The sequence below is a fragment of the Oceanisphaera pacifica genome (assembly GCF_017498065.1).
Classification (GTDB): domain Bacteria; phylum Pseudomonadota; class Gammaproteobacteria; order Enterobacterales; family Aeromonadaceae; genus Oceanimonas; species Oceanimonas pacifica.
Map to the genome: position 1 here is coordinate 64881 of NZ_JAGDFX010000006.1, position 16636 is coordinate 81516.

General features: G+C 47.7%; 19 protein-coding genes. 4 read left to right on the top strand and 15 right to left on the bottom strand.

Going from position 1 to position 16636, the window contains the following annotated elements; genetic code table 11:
* Positions 1-27 precede the first annotated feature (27 nt).
* Entirely contained in the window at positions 28-1428 is a 1401-nt protein-coding gene (cysG, locus tag J3U76_RS06325) for a siroheme synthase CysG (RefSeq protein ID WP_208005082.1), read from the top strand.
* 224 nt (positions 1429-1652) lie between these two features.
* On the opposite strand, the gene J3U76_RS06330 is transcribed toward cysG, so the two are convergent.
* The 3 genes from J3U76_RS06330 to ppa all read right to left on the bottom strand — a co-directional run bounded on the left by J3U76_RS06330 (position 1653) and on the right by ppa (position 3912).
* Positions 1653-2456, bottom strand: a complete 804-nt coding sequence (locus J3U76_RS06330; RefSeq protein WP_208005083.1) for a TIGR03899 family protein — start codon at positions 2454-2456, stop codon at positions 1653-1655.
* A gap of 222 nt (positions 2457-2678) precedes the next feature.
* Positions 2679-3230, bottom strand: a complete 552-nt coding sequence (locus J3U76_RS06335; protein WP_208005084.1) for a YtfJ family protein — start codon at positions 3228-3230, stop codon at positions 2679-2681.
* A 151-nt stretch (positions 3231-3381) separates the two neighbouring features.
* Entirely contained in the window at positions 3382-3912 is a 531-nt protein-coding gene (gene ppa, locus J3U76_RS06340; RefSeq protein ID WP_208005085.1) for an inorganic diphosphatase, read from the bottom strand.
* A 204-nt stretch (positions 3913-4116) separates the two neighbouring features.
* Here ppa and mpl point away from each other — a divergent pair, with 204 nt between their 5' ends.
* Positions 4117-5496 (top strand): UDP-N-acetylmuramate:L-alanyl-gamma-D-glutamyl-meso-diaminopimelate ligase, encoded by a 1380-nt coding sequence (gene mpl / locus J3U76_RS06345; protein ID WP_208005086.1) that lies wholly within the window; start codon positions 4117-4119, stop codon positions 5494-5496.
* A 1-nt stretch (position 5497) separates the two neighbouring features.
* Positions 5498-6127 carry a flavin prenyltransferase UbiX gene (locus J3U76_RS06350; protein WP_208005087.1) on the top strand — a complete coding sequence of 210 codons (630 nt, stop codon included), beginning with the start codon at positions 5498-5500 and terminating at the stop codon, positions 6125-6127.
* A gap of 98 nt (positions 6128-6225) precedes the next feature.
* Here J3U76_RS06350 and yjgA read toward each other — a convergent pair whose 3' ends face one another.
* Positions 6226-6750, bottom strand: coding sequence for a ribosome biogenesis factor YjgA (gene yjgA / locus J3U76_RS06355; protein ID WP_208005088.1), 525 nt, complete (start codon positions 6748-6750; stop codon positions 6226-6228).
* 105 nt (positions 6751-6855) lie between these two features.
* On the opposite strand from yjgA, the gene pmbA reads away from it, so the two are divergent.
* Complete coding sequence (gene pmbA / locus J3U76_RS06360) at positions 6856-8196, top strand: metalloprotease PmbA (protein ID WP_208005089.1); 1341 nt, start codon at positions 6856-6858, stop codon at positions 8194-8196.
* A 305-nt stretch (positions 8197-8501) separates the two neighbouring features.
* Here pmbA and mgtE read toward each other — a convergent pair whose 3' ends face one another.
* Genes mgtE through J3U76_RS06415 form a run of 11 tightly spaced genes read right to left on the bottom strand, consistent with a single transcriptional unit; the run spans position 8502 to position 16601 of the window.
* A complete protein-coding gene (gene mgtE / locus J3U76_RS06365) occupies positions 8502-9863 on the bottom strand; it encodes a magnesium transporter (protein ID WP_208005090.1) in 1362 nt (453 codons plus the stop codon).
* 39 nt (positions 9864-9902) lie between these two features.
* Positions 9903-10178 (bottom strand): HPr family phosphocarrier protein, encoded by a 276-nt coding sequence (locus J3U76_RS06370; protein WP_208005091.1) that lies wholly within the window; start codon positions 10176-10178, stop codon positions 9903-9905.
* On the bottom strand, positions 10165-11031 hold the full coding sequence (gene rapZ, locus J3U76_RS06375) for an RNase adapter RapZ (protein ID WP_208005092.1): 867 nt from the start codon (positions 11029-11031) through the stop codon (positions 10165-10167). The genes J3U76_RS06370 and rapZ overlap by 14 nt, the downstream gene beginning before the upstream one ends.
* Before the next feature lie 9 nt (positions 11032-11040).
* Complete coding sequence (ptsN, locus tag J3U76_RS06380) at positions 11041-11487, bottom strand: PTS IIA-like nitrogen regulatory protein PtsN (RefSeq protein ID WP_208005093.1); 447 nt, start codon at positions 11485-11487, stop codon at positions 11041-11043.
* A 2-nt stretch (positions 11488-11489) separates the two neighbouring features.
* Entirely contained in the window at positions 11490-11777 is a 288-nt protein-coding gene (gene hpf, locus J3U76_RS06385) for a ribosome hibernation promoting factor (protein WP_208005094.1), read from the bottom strand.
* 22 nt (positions 11778-11799) lie between these two features.
* The gene (locus tag J3U76_RS06390; protein ID WP_208005095.1) at positions 11800-13254 is read right to left on the bottom strand and encodes an RNA polymerase factor sigma-54; all 1455 of its coding nucleotides are present in this window, start codon (positions 13252-13254) and stop codon (positions 11800-11802) included.
* 49 nt (positions 13255-13303) lie between these two features.
* Complete coding sequence (gene lptB, locus J3U76_RS06395) at positions 13304-14029, bottom strand: LPS export ABC transporter ATP-binding protein (RefSeq protein ID WP_208005096.1); 726 nt, start codon at positions 14027-14029, stop codon at positions 13304-13306.
* A gap of 2 nt (positions 14030-14031) precedes the next feature.
* Entirely contained in the window at positions 14032-14562 is a 531-nt protein-coding gene (gene lptA / locus J3U76_RS06400; protein WP_208005097.1) for a lipopolysaccharide transport periplasmic protein LptA, read from the bottom strand.
* Entirely contained in the window at positions 14531-15079 is a 549-nt protein-coding gene (gene lptC / locus J3U76_RS06405) for an LPS export ABC transporter periplasmic protein LptC (RefSeq protein ID WP_208005098.1), read from the bottom strand. Before lptC ends, lptA begins: the two co-directional genes overlap by 32 nt.
* Entirely contained in the window at positions 15076-15630 is a 555-nt protein-coding gene (kdsC, locus tag J3U76_RS06410) for a 3-deoxy-manno-octulosonate-8-phosphatase KdsC (protein WP_424022299.1), read from the bottom strand. The genes lptC and kdsC overlap by 4 nt, the downstream gene beginning before the upstream one ends.
* Positions 15627-16601 carry a KpsF/GutQ family sugar-phosphate isomerase gene (locus J3U76_RS06415; RefSeq protein WP_208005100.1) on the bottom strand — a complete coding sequence of 325 codons (975 nt, stop codon included), beginning with the start codon at positions 16599-16601 and terminating at the stop codon, positions 15627-15629. Before J3U76_RS06415 ends, kdsC begins: the two co-directional genes overlap by 4 nt.
* Positions 16602-16636: the final 35 nt, after the last annotated feature.

Sequence of the window (16636 nt, forward strand, 5' to 3'; positions counted from 1 at the left end):
TACTTCAACGTATGAGTGGAAACGACTATGGAACACCTGCCCCTATTTATTAAAATTAAACACCGCCCTTGCTTGGTTGTGGGGGGAGGTGCGGTTGCGGCGCGTAAGGCTCGGGTATTACTGGCGCGCGGTGCACGACTAATGGTTGTTGCCCCTGAACTTTGCCCTGAGCTCTCTGCATTACAGTCACAGTTTATTTGGCAAAATGATGTATTTAATGAAGCCTATTTAGAGCAGCAATTCTTAGTGGTTGCCGCTACCAATAGCACTGAAGTGAATGCCCGTGTCTATCAGGCAGCGAATTTGCGCGGCTTATTAGTCAATAAAGCCGATGATAGCAAACGTTCTGCGGTGATCTTTCCCTCTATTGTTGAGCGTTTACCGCTACAAGTGGCTTTTAGTACCGGTGGTAATGCACCTTGGCTGGCACGGTTATTACGTGCGCGCTTAGATGCTATTTTACCCAAGCACTGGGGCACACTAAGTCGGGTGGCAGGCAAGTTTCGCCACAAGGTGCAAAGCAGCTTTGCGACTCCTGCTGAGCGTCGTCGGTTTTGGGCTCGCGCCGCCGACGACGTCACTCTTAATCATCTGTTAGCCCAAGGGAAAATTGCCGAAGCCGAGCGCTGGTTAAAGCAGTCGATAGCTAAACCGCAAGTAGGCGAGGTAATCTTGGTGGGGGCGGGTCCAGGGGATCCTGATCTACTCACCGTTAAGGCCTTAAATGAATTACAAAAGGCCGAAGTGGTGCTGTTTGACCAATTAGTGTCGCCGGAAATCTTGGCGCTGATCCGCCCACAAGCCGAGTTGATTTCGGTGGGCAAGAAGGCCGGCCACCACAGCGTGCCCCAAGATCAAATCAATCAACTGTTAGTCAAGCAAGCATTGAACGGTAAGCGAGTAGTGCGCCTGAAAGGCGGCGACCCTTTTATGTTTGGTCGTGGCGCCGAAGAGTTGCAAGTATTAAAAGCCGCCGGTATTCCTTTTCAAGTTGTTCCTGGCATTACCGCCGCTGCGGGGGCTACCGCCTACGCGGGCATTCCACTGACCCATCGTGATCATGCGCAAAGCGCGGTCTTTATTACTGGCCACAGTAAACAAGACGGTAAAGAGCCTAATTGGGCATCACTGGCACAAAGCCGTCAGACCTTAGTGATTTATATGGGGCTAATGCGCTCGGGGCATATTCAGCAGCGCCTTATCGAGCATGGTTTAGCGCCCAGTACGCCGGTTGCGTTAATTGAGCGTGGCACTACGCCACAGCAGCGAGTGATTAGTGGCAGTTTAATTGAACTGAGTGCCTTGGCTGAGCAAGTCGTGAGCCCCTCGTTAATGGTGATCGGTGAAGTGGCTGCCTTATCGGATTCGTTGGCTTGGTTTAATAGCAAAGCCGCGGAGCAGGCACAGACTCAAGAGCAATATGCTTAAAAGAAAGCGGTAAGCTTTCAGCTGTCAGAAAAAGATAAACCAAAGTAGCCCCATTGCACCACCTTTATGCCGGACTTGTTCCGGTATTTTTTGTTTACAAGAAGGTGAAAGGGAAGTGTTAGGGGGAGAGGGGCAAGCCAAGTAAAGACAGCCTCCGTCTGCTATCGGGGAACAAACTTTGCCGTTGGCGGCGCTGTTTTTTGGCTGATGGCTTGAATCAGTTATTACAGCTTTAATTGGCCGAGTGGGGCCAATAGCTCTTGTAGGTCGTTACGATAATCCGTTGGCGTGTTTTCGGTGATTAAGCGTGCCAGTTCGTTACCCGTGGTGGTAAAACGATAATAAAGTAATCGCACGCCCTTTCTTTGGGGGGAGAGCGTCATGGGTTGAGTATTAAGCGTAACCGCTAAGGGGGCTGTTAGCGATAGCTCCCCAGACTCTAATTCTGCTAAATGTAGTAAGCCCAACTCAGAGAGCTGCAATAGGCCGGCATAAGGTAGACGGTAGCGGCCTAAGTTTAACCGCTGCTGGCGTGGGCCTTGCAGTAAGGTTTTATATTGATAGCCAAACAGTAACCGCAAGTTATCATCACCAAAGTGACAACTTAACGCACTGGCCTTTTGCAGTAAAAGGGCATCTTTTTGTGTCATATAGCGTAAACAGCTGAGGGCTTGAATAGAGCAATGACCGGGGTGTAGTACTTCTTGTGACAGGATATTAGCCCAAAATTGCTGCATGGCAGGGTGGCGAATATTTTCAGCCAGTTTTAAGTAATGGCTTAGCCAATCGGGGTCGGGCTCATTGCCGACTTCATCACCGCCTTGTTTGCTGGCCAGTTCAATAATGGTTTCTAGGTTTTTTTGTCGCGCGGCCTGATCGAGCTGTAATCTCACCGTAAAACGCTCACCAAAACTAACTTTGGCATCGCCATGCAGTAAGCCTGCAATGCCTCTTTGTTCGGCTAATTGCAGCAAAAGGGCTTTGCGGTTTCTTACTTTGCTATCAAGTGTTGCGTTTTTTGGCTTCATCAGTTGCTATTGTTAACTATGTTGTTTTCATGTTAAAATTAGGCCTGAAGTTTTCGACGGAGCTATGCATGTACATGCAACAACATCCTAAAGGTAAAACCAGCATGGCCAAGGTGTTATTGTTAATTGGTTACCTCTCAAGCCTAGGTATTTTGGCTACCCTGATGACCATCATAGAATAAGCAGCCTTAAAACATAAGGCCTTGATCAAGCTTAACTATTTTAATTTTTTAGTGCACCTTGAATCAGCTGCATTACCTCCATTATCTGCTCACTTGTTAATGCCCCCTCTTTGGCAAAAAGTACTGTATCTTGCTGATCTAACAGAATAATAGCTGAGCTTTTAGCGGCTAACTGCCATGTCTGTGCTACTACTGCGTTTTCATCTAATACGATAGATGACCAAGGGTATTCCCGTTTACTACTTTTGGCGCTGCTGCGCACAAAACTTGACGTACCAAATAGCGCATCATCGACATTAATAATGGTGACGGTCCGATAACGATTTCGAGGTAGCTTGGCGGCTTTAATGGCGTCAATTAATGGAGCATTTAGCTCTTTAGCGCGGGTACGACCGGCAATATGCTGTATTAAGCGTACTTTGCCTTTTCCTTTACTAAGCTGCCAATTACGCGCCGTTATGGTGTTGTTGTGAAGGGTTAATTCACCTAAATGAGTGACAGATACAGCGGGTATGGGTTGCTGTAATGTGAGATTATGGGCCCAAGTAAAAAAAGGTAGACACGTTAACAAAACGGCTATTTTTATCGCCATTAATCATCCCTCAAGCCAGTATTAATTTTATTAGCCTAAATGATGTTAATGAATTGTCAATAGATAAGGTGAAGCGTTAAGCGCCGTACACTAAAGATAAAAAAGCCCCCAGTTTATTGGGGGCTTTTACAGCTAGCGTTAGCTTCGTTAATTAGGCTTTATTAAAGCGCTCGGCAGATTCTAAAATCTCTGCTTCAGCCGCAGCTTTATCGCCCCAGCCGTCTAACTTCACCCACTTACCAGACTCTAAATCTTTGTAATGTTCAAAGAAGTGCTGAACCTGAGCTTTAAGCAAGTCAGACACATCGCTGATATCTTGAATGTGCTCATACTCTTTGCTGAGCTTGCTGTGAGGTACAGCAATAATTTTAGCGTCAACACCCGACTCGTCGGTCATGTTTAATACACCAACCGGACGGCAGCGAATGACTGAACCCGCTTCTAGTGGGTAGGGGGTGTGTACCAAAACATCTACTGGGTCACCATCTAATGACAAGGTATTATTCACATAGCCATAGTTGCATGGGTAAAACATAGGTGTAGACATAAAGCGGTCTACAAATAAGGCGCCTGTGTCTTTGTCTACTTCGTATTTAATCGGATCGGCATTCTGTGGAATTTCGATCACTACATAAATATCTTCTGGGAGGCTTTTTCCGGCAGGTACCTGATTCAGGCTCATGACACTTCCTTTCTCTTATGAGTAACAAAATGAATAACTAACGCGAGCACCATGATGAGCTGGCTTTAGTTATACAAAGGGGTATTGAGGTTAATTATCTTTAATCCGATGATATTATAACTACTGTCGTAGAGATCGCCACACTAGTGCCCAAAGTGGTAACAGATTGTTAGAATACCAACCTCACACCAACAGAGAGCCTTCATGCATATTCATATCTTAGGTATTTGCGGCACCTTTATGGGCGGCTTAGCCGTATTAGCCAAACAGCTTGGCTATCAGGTAACAGGGAGTGATGCCAATGTCTATCCTCCGATGAGCACGCAACTTGCCGAGCAAGGCATTGGTTTAATCGAAGGTTATAACCCTGCACAACTGGATCCCACTCCCGATTTGGTGGTGATTGGTAACGCCATGAGTCGGGGCAACCCCTGTGTAGAAGCGGTGCTTAATCAACGTATTCCTTATACCTCTGGGCCACAATGGTTGCTAGAGCACGTGTTGCAAGACCGCTGGGTGCTAGCGGTGGCGGGCACCCATGGTAAAACCACGACCGCGGGAATGCTGGCATGGATTTTAGAAGATTGTGGCCTTAACCCAGGCTTTCTGATTGGCGGTGTACCTGGTAACTTTGATGTCTCAGCCCGTTTAGGTGATGCTCCCTTTTTTGTGATTGAAGCTGATGAATATGACAGCGCTTTTTTTGATAAGCGCTCTAAGTTTGTACACTATCGGCCCAGTACGCTGATTTTAAATAATCTTGAGTTCGATCATGCCGACATTTTTGACGATCTTGCGGCCATTCAGCGCCAGTTTCATCATTTATTACGCATGGTTCCCGGCCACGGTCGAGTGCTCACTCCTAGCCAAACCCCAGCACTCAATCAGGTATTAGCTATGGGCTGCTGGAGTGAGGTGGAATACCTAGGCGAAGAAGGGCTGTGGCAAGCTAAGGCGTTAGAGGCCGATGGCAGTCACTTTGCGGTTTTGCTTGAGGGTAAAAAAGTTGGTGAGGTGCACTGGGGCTGTATTGGCTTACATAACGTGCACAATGGCTTAATGGCGCTGGCAGCGGCGCGTCATGCAGGCGTGCCTGTGGTTGAGGCTATTAAGTCGTTATGCTTATTTGTCTCGCCCAAGCGACGTATGGAGCTAAAGGGCACAGTTAATAACATTAAGGTGTGGGATGATTTTGCTCACCACCCCACGGCTATTGCCACTACTTTGGCGGGCTTAGCAGCACAGGTAAATACGGCTCGTCCTGCGCAAGGTGGGCGAATATTGGCGGTATTAGAGCCGCGATCTAATACCATGAAAATGGGCATTCATCAGCAGCCGTTAGCGGATTCATTGCAATTAGCCGATGCCACTTACTTGTTTCGCCCACCAGGGCTGGAATGGGACTTAGACGCCGTTGCTAAAGCCTGCCCTGCGGGGCAAGTGTATGAAAATATGGAAGCGCTAATTGCGGCATTAGTGAGCACGGCTAAACCTTATGATCATATTTTGGTGATGAGTAATGGTGGTTTTGGTGGTATTCATCAGCGCTTGCTAGCCGCACTCACTCAGCCTGTGGAGAAATAATATGAGTACAGCGGATTATCCCCATGATAAGCAAATTACCTTGGCCTTATCGGGTGCCTCGGGAGCCCCTTATGCATTATTGCTATTAGAGCGGTTATTGGCTGCTGGGCTGCAAGTGCATTTGTTGGTGTCGAGTGCGGCGCGAGTGGTGATGGCCACAGAGCAAGGTGAGCAATGGCCGGCTAAGCCGGAGGCGCTCACGGCGTTATTAAGCGAGCGTTATCAAGCTGGCGCTGCGCAGCTTAAAGTATACGGTAAAGAAGAATGGTTTTCGCCGGTTGCCTCGGGCTCTGGTGCGCCGCGGCGTATGGTGATTTGTCCTTGCTCCATGGGCACAGTGGCGTCGATTGCGATGGGCATGTCAGATAATTTAATTGAGCGGGCGGCTGATGTGGTGATCAAAGAAAAGGGCCAGCTAATAGTGGTTCCGCGAGAATCTCCTTACTCAGCGCTACATTTAGAAAATATGCTTAAATTAGCTAACCTTGGGGTGACCATTATGCCGGCGTCGCCGGGCTTTTATCACCAGCCCACCAGCATCGCTGATTTAGTTGATTTTATGGTGGCACGTATTCTCGATCACCTAGACTTAGAGCATGGCTTAGTCACACGTTGGGGCTATGGGCATTAAAGTACTGCACTCAGCGTTACGCTCAAGTACAAGATTTCATGTAAAAAAACACCGCCTTATTAGAGGCGGTGTTTTGCTTTCAGCTTGCTGCTATTTTTTTACTCTTCTTTAATATTGGCTTTTAAGTACTGAAACAGTTGTCGATAGGCCACAGGTGGTAAACCAGCGGCAAGCTCTTTGCGACCCACACGAGCCAGCTGGCGCAGTTTTTGGCGATCAAGATGGCGATATTCAAACATTAAAGCGTTAACGCCTTTGTCACCTTCTTTGATCAGACGATCGCGCCACAGCTCTAGCTTGTGAAATTTAGCATTCGCCGTGGTGTCTTTATGTGCGAAGCCAGCAATGGCTTTTTCAATGTCACTGACATCACTGTTGCGCAGCAGTTTACCCAAATAAGACATATGGCGACGTAAGCCTTCACGCTTATTGTGCAGGCGATGAGCCAGCTCAACCGCTTCTTTTATATCTTCATTTAAGGGCACTTTAGCCAGTTCATGAGGCTGAAGTTTAACTAAGGTTGCCCCCAGTTTTCGCAGAGCCAGGCTTTCTCGCTTTAATTGACTTTTACTGACCCAATCATCTTCTTCATCTTGCGATGGGGCATCATCATGGTGGCGCATGGTATTTTTCCGTCTCTATTAACAATTACATATATATTAACAGCTTCTCCCAAGGGGCGCAGGGGTCTGTTATGCTAACTGCAAACTGAGCCAGCGATATGAGTCATGACCCCAGAAGATATTAAGAATGAACAGCGCCAGCTAGAGCTGGCAGTAGAACAAGCCCTTGCCAGTGCTAAACACTTAGGCGCAGATAACGCCGAAGTTTCTATTAGTAAGCAAACCGGCTTATCGGTGAACACCCGTAATAGTGAACTCGAAAATATTGAGTTTAATAAAGACGGCGCCCTAGGGATAGCTGTGTATCGAGATGGCCGTAAAGGTTCGGCGTCAACGTCCGATTTGCGGCCCGATGCCATTGCTCGCACTGTGGCCGCCGCCATGGATATTTCACGTTATACCACCGCCGATCCCTTTGCGGGCTTAGCCCCAAGCGACGCCCTTGCGTGGGATGCGCCTGAATTAGAGCTGTGTTTTCCATATCCCCTAGAGCCCAGCGACGGTATTGAGCTGGCATTGCGTTGCGAGAAGCAAGCGTTAGCGCAAGATGCCCGCATTAAGCAGTCGGACGGTGCCAGCTTTTCGACTAATTTAGGGATTAAGGTCTATGGCAATAGCCATGGCTTTGTAAAAGGTTATGCCGCCAGTCGCTTTGGTATGAGTTGTGTGTTGATTGGTGAACAAGATGGCGATATGCAGCGCGAATATGGCTATACCACGGCGCGCCACTTTGCTGATTTATGGACGCCTGAGCAGGTGGCCGATGAAGCGGTGAGCCGCACTTTAGGCCGATTAGGTGCGCGAAAAGTGGGTACCACTCGGGCACCAGTGCTCTTTCACCCTGATGTAGCAGCCAGCTTATTTGGTCACTTAGTGATGGGCATTAGCGGCGGTAATTTATACCGAAAATCGTCCTTTTTATTGGATACCTTGGGGGAGCGTATTTTTCCTGAGTGGTTTGATATTCATGAGCAGCCGCACTTGCATAAAGGTTTGGCCAGCTCGCCCTTTGATAACGAAGGGGTACGCACGGTTGAGCGTCGTATTATTGAGCAAGGTCGTTTGCAAAGCTATTTATTGCCCAGCTATGCCGCACGCAAAATGAATATGGAGCCTACCGGTCATGCTGGCGGTATTCATAATTGGACCGTCGCCAATACGGGGCAAAGCCTAGCGCAGTTGTTGAAAATGATGGGCACGGGCTTATTGGTCACAGAAATGATGGGCCAAGGGGTGAATATTGTAACCGGTGATTATTCACGGGGCGCGGCCGGCTTTTGGGTCGAGAATGGAGAAATTGCCTATCCGGTAGAAGAAATTACCATAGCGGGCAATTTAAAGGAGATGTTTGCGGGTATTCAAGCTGTGGGCACAGACACTGAGTTACGCTCTAGCCTGCGTACCGGATCGGTACTGATCGACGAAATGAAGATTGGGGGGCAGTAGGGCTGCGCCCACCTAGCGATAAAACATAGCCCTTCGGGCAGCTGCAAGCTTGTTTCCTCATCACATCTTTTTTGTTGATGTTTGAGTGTAAGTCAGGCAAAGCGCACTGCTCCGCTCGACTCGCCATAAACCCATCCATGGGGGCTCCGCCGCGCCTTCCCTGGCGCGGAGGGTCGACGGAGCAGTCACCCTCTGCCTTCCCATTAGCACCTAGCTGTCTGTCATTACAAACAGTCGGTACCGAAATATGAAGAAGAGACGGAACATTGCCGAACAGCGCGCCGAGTTTTGCGTAAAGTGCTGAATTAGTTAATTAGGATCAGGGTGGCGAGGCCTAAGAAAGATAACAGGCCGATAATATCGGTGATGGTATTTAGGGCCATGGAGCCGGCGAGGGCGGGGTCGATATTGAGCTTGCGCATAATCATAGGAATAGCGGCGCCTGCAATGCCGGCGACCGATAAGTTAATAAACATCGCCAAGCCCAGCACTATGCCGATTTGCCAACTGCCTTTCCAAAACGCCACCACCACGGCCACCATTAATGCCCACAATAAGCCATTAATTAATCCCACCAATGCTTCTTTAGTGAGTAACCAGCGCGCATTACTGTCTCCTATATGGCCTACAGCCATGCCGCGGATCACTAAGGCCAGCGTTTGGTTGCCAGCAATGCCGCCCATAGAGGGCACTATGGTCATTAATACGGCAAGGGTGGCCAGCTGCGATAGGGTATCTTCAAACATATTAGAGACACTGGCCGCTAATAAAGCCGTGCCTAGATTGACAGTAAGCCAAATAGAGCGACGTTTAGCACTGGTGGTCACTGGGGCAAAGGTGTCTTCGTCGTCGTCCATGTTGGCCATCCCCATCATGGTGTGCTCACCATCTTCACGGATAATATCCACCACATCATCTATGGTGATCCGACCCAGTAATTGATAATTTTGATCAACCACAGGTGCCGATAGCCAGTCATGTCGCTCAAATAAGTTAGCGGCTTCGGTATCTGTCATCAACAAAGGAATGGCTTCAACTTGGGTGTCCATGGCGTCGGCAACTAGGGTATTAGGATCTTGCACTAACAAACGGGCCAGTGAAATATCACCTAATAAACGGTTGTTTTTATCTACCACATATAAGGTATCTGTGCCCTCGGGTAACTCGTGGTGCAATCGCAAGTAGCGCAAGACCACTTCAATACTAATATCTGCCCGCAAGCTGATAAACTCTGTGTTCATCATAGAGCCGGCAGTATTTTCAGGGTAAGACAGCGCCTGCTTTGCCCGCAGCCTATCTTGCTCATCCATTTGGGTGAGCACTTGGTTCAGTAGTTGCTCGGGGAGATCGCGCAACACATCAGCCAGATCATCCGACTCCATGTCTTCGAGTGCGCTGGCCAGCTTATCGGCGTCCATCAGCCGTATAATGCCGTCTCTGACTTCTTCTGAAAGCTCTTCTAGTATTGCACCGTATTCGTCGGGATCAATCAGCTGCCAAAATACTTTACGGCTAGGAGTGGGAGAGGCTTCTAATAACCAAGCGACATCACCTGGGCGCATTTGTTGCAACTGGCGACGAACATGCACGAACATGCCGCTATTAAGCGCTTGATTTATACTTTCTAGTTGCTCTGATGGGCTAGGTTTGTCTGACAGTTCTGACATCAATATTCCCGCTTGATTATAAAACAGCGTATTCAGCCGTTATTCTGCCTCATTGAAGCGATCGGCAACCAGACGAGAAACGGCACTCATCGCAGCTTCTGCATCTTGGCCTTCAGCGACTACACGAATAGCGTGGCCTTGGGCTGTTTCTAGCATCAGTAGCCCCATGACACTATTGGCTGGGGCCTGTTTCTCTTGGCTACAAACGGTCACTATTGCATCAAATTGTTCCGTTAATTGTACTAACTGTATGGCTGCGCGAGCGTGTAGTCCCAATTTATTGACAATCTGAAGATCACGCTCAATTTTCAACATGGTGCTTTTCCAAGGTGCGATGACGTAGCTGCACGCTTTTGCCCATTTTCTGAAACGAGGCTGCTAATTGTTCTACCAAATAAACCGATCTGTGTTTACCCCCGGTACAACCAATGGCAACCGTCACATAGCTGCGATTATTGCGCTCTAAATGGGGCATCCAAGTGACCAGCAGATTTTCGATTTGCCACAGGTATTTGCTTACTTCAAGCTGGCTATTTAAATAATTAGCCACCGGCTCGTCTTTACCGGTAAAGGGTCTTAACTCGGCAATCCAGTGAGGATTAGGCAAAAAACGGGCATCAAATACAAAATCGGCATCTTGAGATATACCAAATTTATAGCCAAAGGACTCAAATACCCAGTTTAGCTCGCGCTCTTTTTTACCCAAAATACGCGCCCGAATAATCTCGCTTAAATCGTGGATGCTGAGATCTGAGGTATCGATGCGTAAATCTGCTGCCGACGATAAGGGAGCTAATAGATGGGTTTCTTGACGAATGGCCTCATCTAGCGTGAGGCTGAGCCGAGACAGAGGGTGTAGCCTTCGAGTATCACCAAAGCGACGAATAAGCGCGGCATTATCGGCATCAATAAAGATGTTTGATAAACTGACGCCCTCCATATTACGTACTTCGTCTAAACAGGCTTCCATTTTTTCGTTGCTGTCGGGAAGGTTGCGTACGTCAACACTCACGGCCACTTCGCCGGGCTTGTTACGCCGCATTTTAACCAAATCGGGTAATAGCTCTACCGGTAGGTTATCGACACAGTAATAGCCTAAATCTTCGAGTACCCGTAACGCCACGGTTTTTCCCGAACCAGAACGACCACTGACGATCACCAGTTGCATAGTTCCCCCTTAGGAAGAAATCATGATTTGATAGAGCTCGTCATCAGTTTGAGCTTGACGTAGCTGCTTACAAATTTGTTTATCGCTGAGTTTTTCAGCAATTAATGATAAGGTTTTGAGGTGTTGCTTACACTCTTGCTCAGGTACCAGCAGGGCAAACACTAAACTGACTGGCTGGTTATCAATAGCATCAAACTCTACTGGCTCAGCAAAGGTCAGTAACACGGCTGTGGCTTGGTTATCATCGCTAATGCGGCCATGAGGAATGGCGATACCATTACCTATACCTGTGGTGCCCATTTTTTCTCGTGCTAACAAGCAGTCAAATAACTGTTGGCTATTAACATTGAGATGTTGGGCGGCCAGTTCGCTGATGATTTCCAGAGCGCGTTTTTTGCTTGTGCAGGGGATTGCACTGCGCGTGCAATCCCTACTTAATATGTCGGCGACTTCCATGGTTATTTTTGCTTAAGCTTCTCTTTATGTTTAATGACTTGACGGTCGAGCTTGTCAATCAAACTATCAATGGCGGCATACATATCATCACTTTCTGCGTTAGCAAAAATTTCACCACCGCTCAGCAGTATCCTAGCTTCAGCCACTTTTTGTACTTTTTCTAGGGTAAGAACGACGTGTGCGTTGGTTATATTATCAAAATGACGCTCTAACCGAGAGAACTTGCTGTTAACATAATCACGCAATGAGTCTGTGATATCGATATGGTGTCCAGTCAAATTTATTTGCATAACGTCTTCCTTCTAGGTCGGCCTACATGAGGCGTTTACGCTGGTTGGAAGGGGGGATGGCTAGCGACTCTCTATATTTAGCGATAGTCCGCCTAGCTACCTGTATCCCTTGCTCGGCCAGCAGTTGTGTGATCTTACTATCACTCAATGGCTTAACCGGGTTTTCTGCTCCAACTAGTTTTTTGATTAAAGCACGAATAGCGGTGGAAGAACATTCTCCGCCGCTATCAGTTCCCACATGGCTGGAGAAAAAATACTTCAGCTCAAATACACCTCTAGGTGTATGTAAAAATTTTTGGGTCGTCACTCGTGAAATAGTGGATTCGTGCATTTCCACTGCTTCTGCTACTTGATTGAGTACCATGGGCTTCATGGCCTCTTCGCCATACTCAAAGAATGCCTGTTGTTGTTCCACAATACAATTAGCAACCTTGAGTAAGGTCTCATTTCGACTTTCTAAGCTTTTGATAAACCATTTGGCATCTTGTAGGTGATGGCGAATAAATTGGCCATCATCGCCACTTTGAGGGCCGGTTGCCATGGCGGCGTAAGTTTGGTTAAGCCGCACCTTTGGCATCGCCTCAATGTTGAGCTCAGCCACCCAAGTGTCTTTGCGCTTGTTGACCACCACATCGGGAATTACATATTCAGAGTTTGACTCTAGAATACGGTTACCAGGTCTTGGTTCTAGCAGCTGAATAAGGGCCAGTACCTCTTTTAATTCATGCTCTTTTAGGCTCGTTCTACGCTGTAAGGTACGGTAATCGCGATTGCCTAGCAAATCCATATGCTGTTCAAGCACTAATAATGCTTGGTTTCGCCAAGGTGTCTCTTCAGGAAGGGCAGTTAATTGGATAGATAAGCACTCTTGCACACTGCGAGCGGCCACCCCTAGGGGATCGAAATGCTGAATGCGCTTGAGTACGGCTTCTACTTCATCTGCTTCAATATGCTGCTCTCCGCCCGAGACACTGGCCACTAGGCTGTCAACATCAAGGCTGAGGTAGCCTGCCTCGTCAATGGCATCAATAATAGCTAAGGCGATGGCTTGGTCGGTATCGCTAAATGGAGTCAGTTGCATCTGCCACAACAGATAGTCTTGTAGAGTTTCTGTGGTTTCCCCTTGGTAAACCGTATCCTCCATACCTTCGGGGAGACCAGCACTGGTGCCGCTACCAGAAGAGGCGGTATAAATTTCATCCCACTGAGTGTCCATGGGGAGGTCATCTGAGAGCTGATGCTGCTCCATGGCTTTATCGGTAGCCAGCTGTTCATTCTGCTGGGAGTTGGCTGTTTGAGCTTCTGGGTCAACTTGTTCTTCTTGCTCTTCTTGCTCAAGCAAGGGGTTATTATCGAGTGCGAGCTGAATTTCTTGTTGCAGCTCTAAGCTTGATAGCTGTAACAGGCGAATGGCCTGTTGCAGCTGTGGGGTCATGGTCAGCTGCTGGCCCATGCGTAATTGAAGAATTGGCTTCATTGTAAAAAAAATCCTTCCATATCAACCGCGGGTGGCTCCAGCGGTGCCGCTAGAGGCTAAATTGCTCACCAAGATAGACTTTTTTAACCTGCTCGTTATTGAGTATTTCGGCTGGGGTTCCAGCGGCAATACGATGGCCTTGGCTCACAATATAAGCGCGCTCACATACATCGAGGGTTTCACGCACATTATGGTCGGTAATCAGTACCCCTAAGCCTCTGTCTCTCAGGTGTAGTATGATCTTTTTAATATCCAGTACCGAGATAGGATCCACACCCGCAAAAGGTTCATCTAATAAAATAAAACGAGGATCAGCGGCCAGAGCCCGTGCAATTTCTACCCGTCTACGCTCCCCCCCAGATAAGCTCATGCCAGTATTATCTCGAATGTGAGTGATATTAAATTCTTCGAGCAACTGTTCCATTTTTTCTGTGCGTTCGTCTGAGCTTAACTCTTTGCGTGTTTGTAATACCGACATAATGTTATCAGACACGCTTAAACGGCGAAAAATAGAGGCTTCTTGAGGTAAATAACCAATGCCACTACGGGCTCGTAAATGCATAGGCTGATGGCTAATATCCTGATCATCTATGGCAATATGGCCGGCATCGCTTTGTACTAAACCCACAATCATATAAAAAGAGGTGGTTTTTCCTGCTCCATTGGGGCCAAGCAGACCGACAATTTGGCCGGTATTCACTGTCATGCTGACATCGGCTACTACCTGACGGCCTTTGTAACTTTTTTGGAGATTACGCGCTTTTAGTGTGGCCATGATTACTTTTGGGCCTCTTTATTGTTGGAGTTTTGCAGCTGCTCGGGCAAGAATACGGTGGTTACGCGATCTTTTCCGCCCTGACTTTCGGCTTCCATTTGCTCTTTGTCGATAAAGTAGCGAATACGATAACCGGTCACTATGTTGTCGTTTTGCTTGATTTGTGCGTTGTTTAACAGTGTCATGGTGCGAGAGGTTATATCGTAATTAATTTGATTAGCTTGGGCTCTTATTGGCTCGCCGCTGTCTAACACTTGATAATAAGTCGCCGGAGATCCATAAGCGGTCATGGATTGCAGGCCTTTATCATTACGAATAACGACTAACTTGCTGGCTCGTACATCTAAGGTGCCTTGTTTTACTACCACCTTGTCGGTAAAGGTGACTTTATTGTCTGCAAGTTCAACCAGCTGACGACCGGCATCAATGGTGACAGGCTGGCTGTAATCAGACTCTTTGGCATGAGCTGCGTTTAGGCTTAATGCTACGAGACTGCTAATGCTAAGGAGTAATGTACTTTGCTTGGGTATCATGCAGTAATTCCACCGTTTGTTGATCGATTTTGCCAAGCAAACCTCTGCCTTGAGCCTGATAGTTTGGGCTAGTTAACTGTACCGCTCTATTAGAGCGTAGCTGATTATTAATAAAATCCAGCTCGAGATATTCGGTTGTTAAGGTTTTGACAAGGCTGTTCGCTTGTAGCCCTTTGCCAACCACAGTGCCATTTAATACGAGGTTATCCCCTATATTGAGCATACCTTCGTCACCACTAAGCCGCCATTGGGGTTGGCCACTGGGTGAATAGAGCAAGATAACAGGTTTTTCCATTAGGGTCATGGCCAGCGGCTGATAGTGCTCGGCGTATTCGGCTTCTAATCCTCGATAGGGCAAGCCTAATTTATTATACTGTACGCTCACCAAGTTTTTGGCGATAAAGTCAGGCTGATAATGTTGTTGTGTGTCTTGTAAGTCATCACTGGGTTTAAACCACTGCCAGCAGATTACGGCCAAGATAAAGAGGCCGCCAAACCACCCCGTTTGGCGATTCATACGCTCATACCCTGAGCCTGTGCTAATACACCTTGTGCTTCTAATATTAAGTCACACAACTCACGGACTGCTCCGCGACCTCCCTTAAGACGAGTCACATAGTCTGCCTGCTGGCGCACTTGTGGGTGCGCATCTGCTACGGCCACCCCTAAGGCGCAGTCTTGCATAACGGGTAAATCCACCACATCATCCCCTATATAGGCGACCTGCTCTGGCGTTAGCGTTAAGTCATTAAGTAGCGTCTGGTAGGCCTGCATTTTATCACTTTGCCCTTGATAAACATGCTGTACGCCCAGTGATTGCATGCGCTCGGCTACAATATTGGAATGGCGGCCGGTAATGATGGCCACTGTGATATTTGCATTTTGCAGGGCTTTAATGCCAAAGCCGTCTTTGGTATTAAAGGTTTTGTATTCTTCACCTTGATTGCCAAGATAAATATTGCCGTCAGATAGCACACCGTCTACATCACAAATCAATAACTTCACTCGCGCCAAGTTGCGCCATACTGTGGTGGCAACGGGGCCATATAAACTAGACTCTTCCATCAAATTACTCCTGCCAACAACAAATCATGCATATTAAAGGCGCCTATGGGTTGGCGTTCTTCATTAAGCACCAACAGGCCATTGATTTTTTTCTCTTCCATTAACTGTACTGCTTCTGCTGCGAGCATACCGGCATGTACTGTGGTGCAGCTTTCGGTCATCACTTGCTCAATAACAGTGTGGTGTACATCTACTTTTTGATCCAGAGTGCGGCGTAAATCGCCGTCTGTATAAATACCGATTAAGCGTTCTTGTTCATTAACCACAGCGGTAAAGCCTAATCCTGTGCGGCCAATTTCTAGTAAGGCATCAATAATAAGCGTATTAAGTGTGACTTTAGGCACTTTATTGCCTTGATGCATGATATCGCCCACCCGCAATAACAAGCGTTTGCCTAGTGCGCCTCCTGGGTGACTGAGTGCAAAATCATTAGCAGTAAAACCGCGGGCTTCAAGTAATGACACCGCGAGCGCATCTCCCATCACAAGTGCAGCTGTGGTACTGGCCGTGGGAGCTAAACCGAGTGGGCAAGCTTCTTGCTCTACGTGAGTACATAAATGAAAGCTTGCTTCACGGGCCATAGTGGACTCAGGGTTACCTGTTAAACACACCAACGGAATACCGCGGCGTTTAAGTACAGGAAGTAAGGCAATAATTTCACTACTTTCACCGGAGTTAGACAGGGCAAGCACGACATCGTCTTTGCCAATCATGCCTAAGTCGCCATGGCTGGCTTCACCTGGGTGCACAAAAAAGGCAGGTGTGCCGGTACTGGCTAAGGTGGCGGCTATTTTGTGGCCGATGTGCCCGGACTTTCCCATGCCTGTTACGATGATTTTTCCGGTGCAATGTAACATTAGGCTACAGGCTTCATTAAAGGCGTGATCCAGATATTGGTATAGGCCATTTATGGCGGCTTTTTCAATATCGAGTACGCGTTGTGCTGTTTTTTGATAATCAAATACCGCTGTCATCTTGTTCTCCGCAGGTTAGGCGTCCCCATTATAGA

What these genes read in the sequence shown, in the direction of transcription:
- cysG (WP_208005082.1), top strand. Translation starts at nt 28, where the DNA reads ATGGAACACCTGCCCCTATTTATTAAAATTAAACACCGCCCTTGCTTG.
- J3U76_RS06330 (WP_208005083.1), bottom strand. Translation starts at nt 2,456, where the DNA reads ATGAAGCCAAAAAACGCAACACTTGATAGCAAAGTAAGAAACCGCAAA.
- J3U76_RS06335 (WP_208005084.1), bottom strand. Translation starts at nt 3,230, where the DNA reads ATGGCGATAAAAATAGCCGTTTTGTTAACGTGTCTACCTTTTTTTACT.
- ppa (WP_208005085.1), bottom strand. Translation starts at nt 3,912, where the DNA reads ATGAGCCTGAATCAGGTACCTGCCGGAAAAAGCCTCCCAGAAGATATT.
- mpl (WP_208005086.1), top strand. Translation starts at nt 4,117, where the DNA reads ATGCATATTCATATCTTAGGTATTTGCGGCACCTTTATGGGCGGCTTA.
- J3U76_RS06350 (WP_208005087.1), top strand. Translation starts at nt 5,498, where the DNA reads ATGAGTACAGCGGATTATCCCCATGATAAGCAAATTACCTTGGCCTTA.
- yjgA (WP_208005088.1), bottom strand. Translation starts at nt 6,750, where the DNA reads ATGCGCCACCATGATGATGCCCCATCGCAAGATGAAGAAGATGATTGG.
- pmbA (WP_208005089.1), top strand. Translation starts at nt 6,856, where the DNA reads ATGACCCCAGAAGATATTAAGAATGAACAGCGCCAGCTAGAGCTGGCA.
- mgtE (WP_208005090.1), bottom strand. Translation starts at nt 9,863, where the DNA reads ATGTCAGAACTGTCAGACAAACCTAGCCCATCAGAGCAACTAGAAAGT.
- J3U76_RS06370 (WP_208005091.1), bottom strand. Translation starts at nt 10,178, where the DNA reads ATGTTGAAAATTGAGCGTGATCTTCAGATTGTCAATAAATTGGGACTA.
- rapZ (WP_208005092.1), bottom strand. Translation starts at nt 11,031, where the DNA reads ATGCAACTGGTGATCGTCAGTGGTCGTTCTGGTTCGGGAAAAACCGTG.
- ptsN (WP_208005093.1), bottom strand. Translation starts at nt 11,487, where the DNA reads ATGGAAGTCGCCGACATATTAAGTAGGGATTGCACGCGCAGTGCAATC.
- hpf (WP_208005094.1), bottom strand. Translation starts at nt 11,777, where the DNA reads ATGCAAATAAATTTGACTGGACACCATATCGATATCACAGACTCATTG.
- J3U76_RS06390 (WP_208005095.1), bottom strand. Translation starts at nt 13,254, where the DNA reads ATGAAGCCAATTCTTCAATTACGCATGGGCCAGCAGCTGACCATGACC.
- lptB (WP_208005096.1), bottom strand. Translation starts at nt 14,029, where the DNA reads ATGGCCACACTAAAAGCGCGTAATCTCCAAAAAAGTTACAAAGGCCGT.
- lptA (WP_208005097.1), bottom strand. Translation starts at nt 14,562, where the DNA reads ATGATACCCAAGCAAAGTACATTACTCCTTAGCATTAGCAGTCTCGTA.
- lptC (WP_208005098.1), bottom strand. Translation starts at nt 15,079, where the DNA reads ATGAATCGCCAAACGGGGTGGTTTGGCGGCCTCTTTATCTTGGCCGTA.
- J3U76_RS06415 (WP_208005100.1), bottom strand. Translation starts at nt 16,601, where the DNA reads ATGACAGCGGTATTTGATTATCAAAAAACAGCACAACGCGTACTCGAT.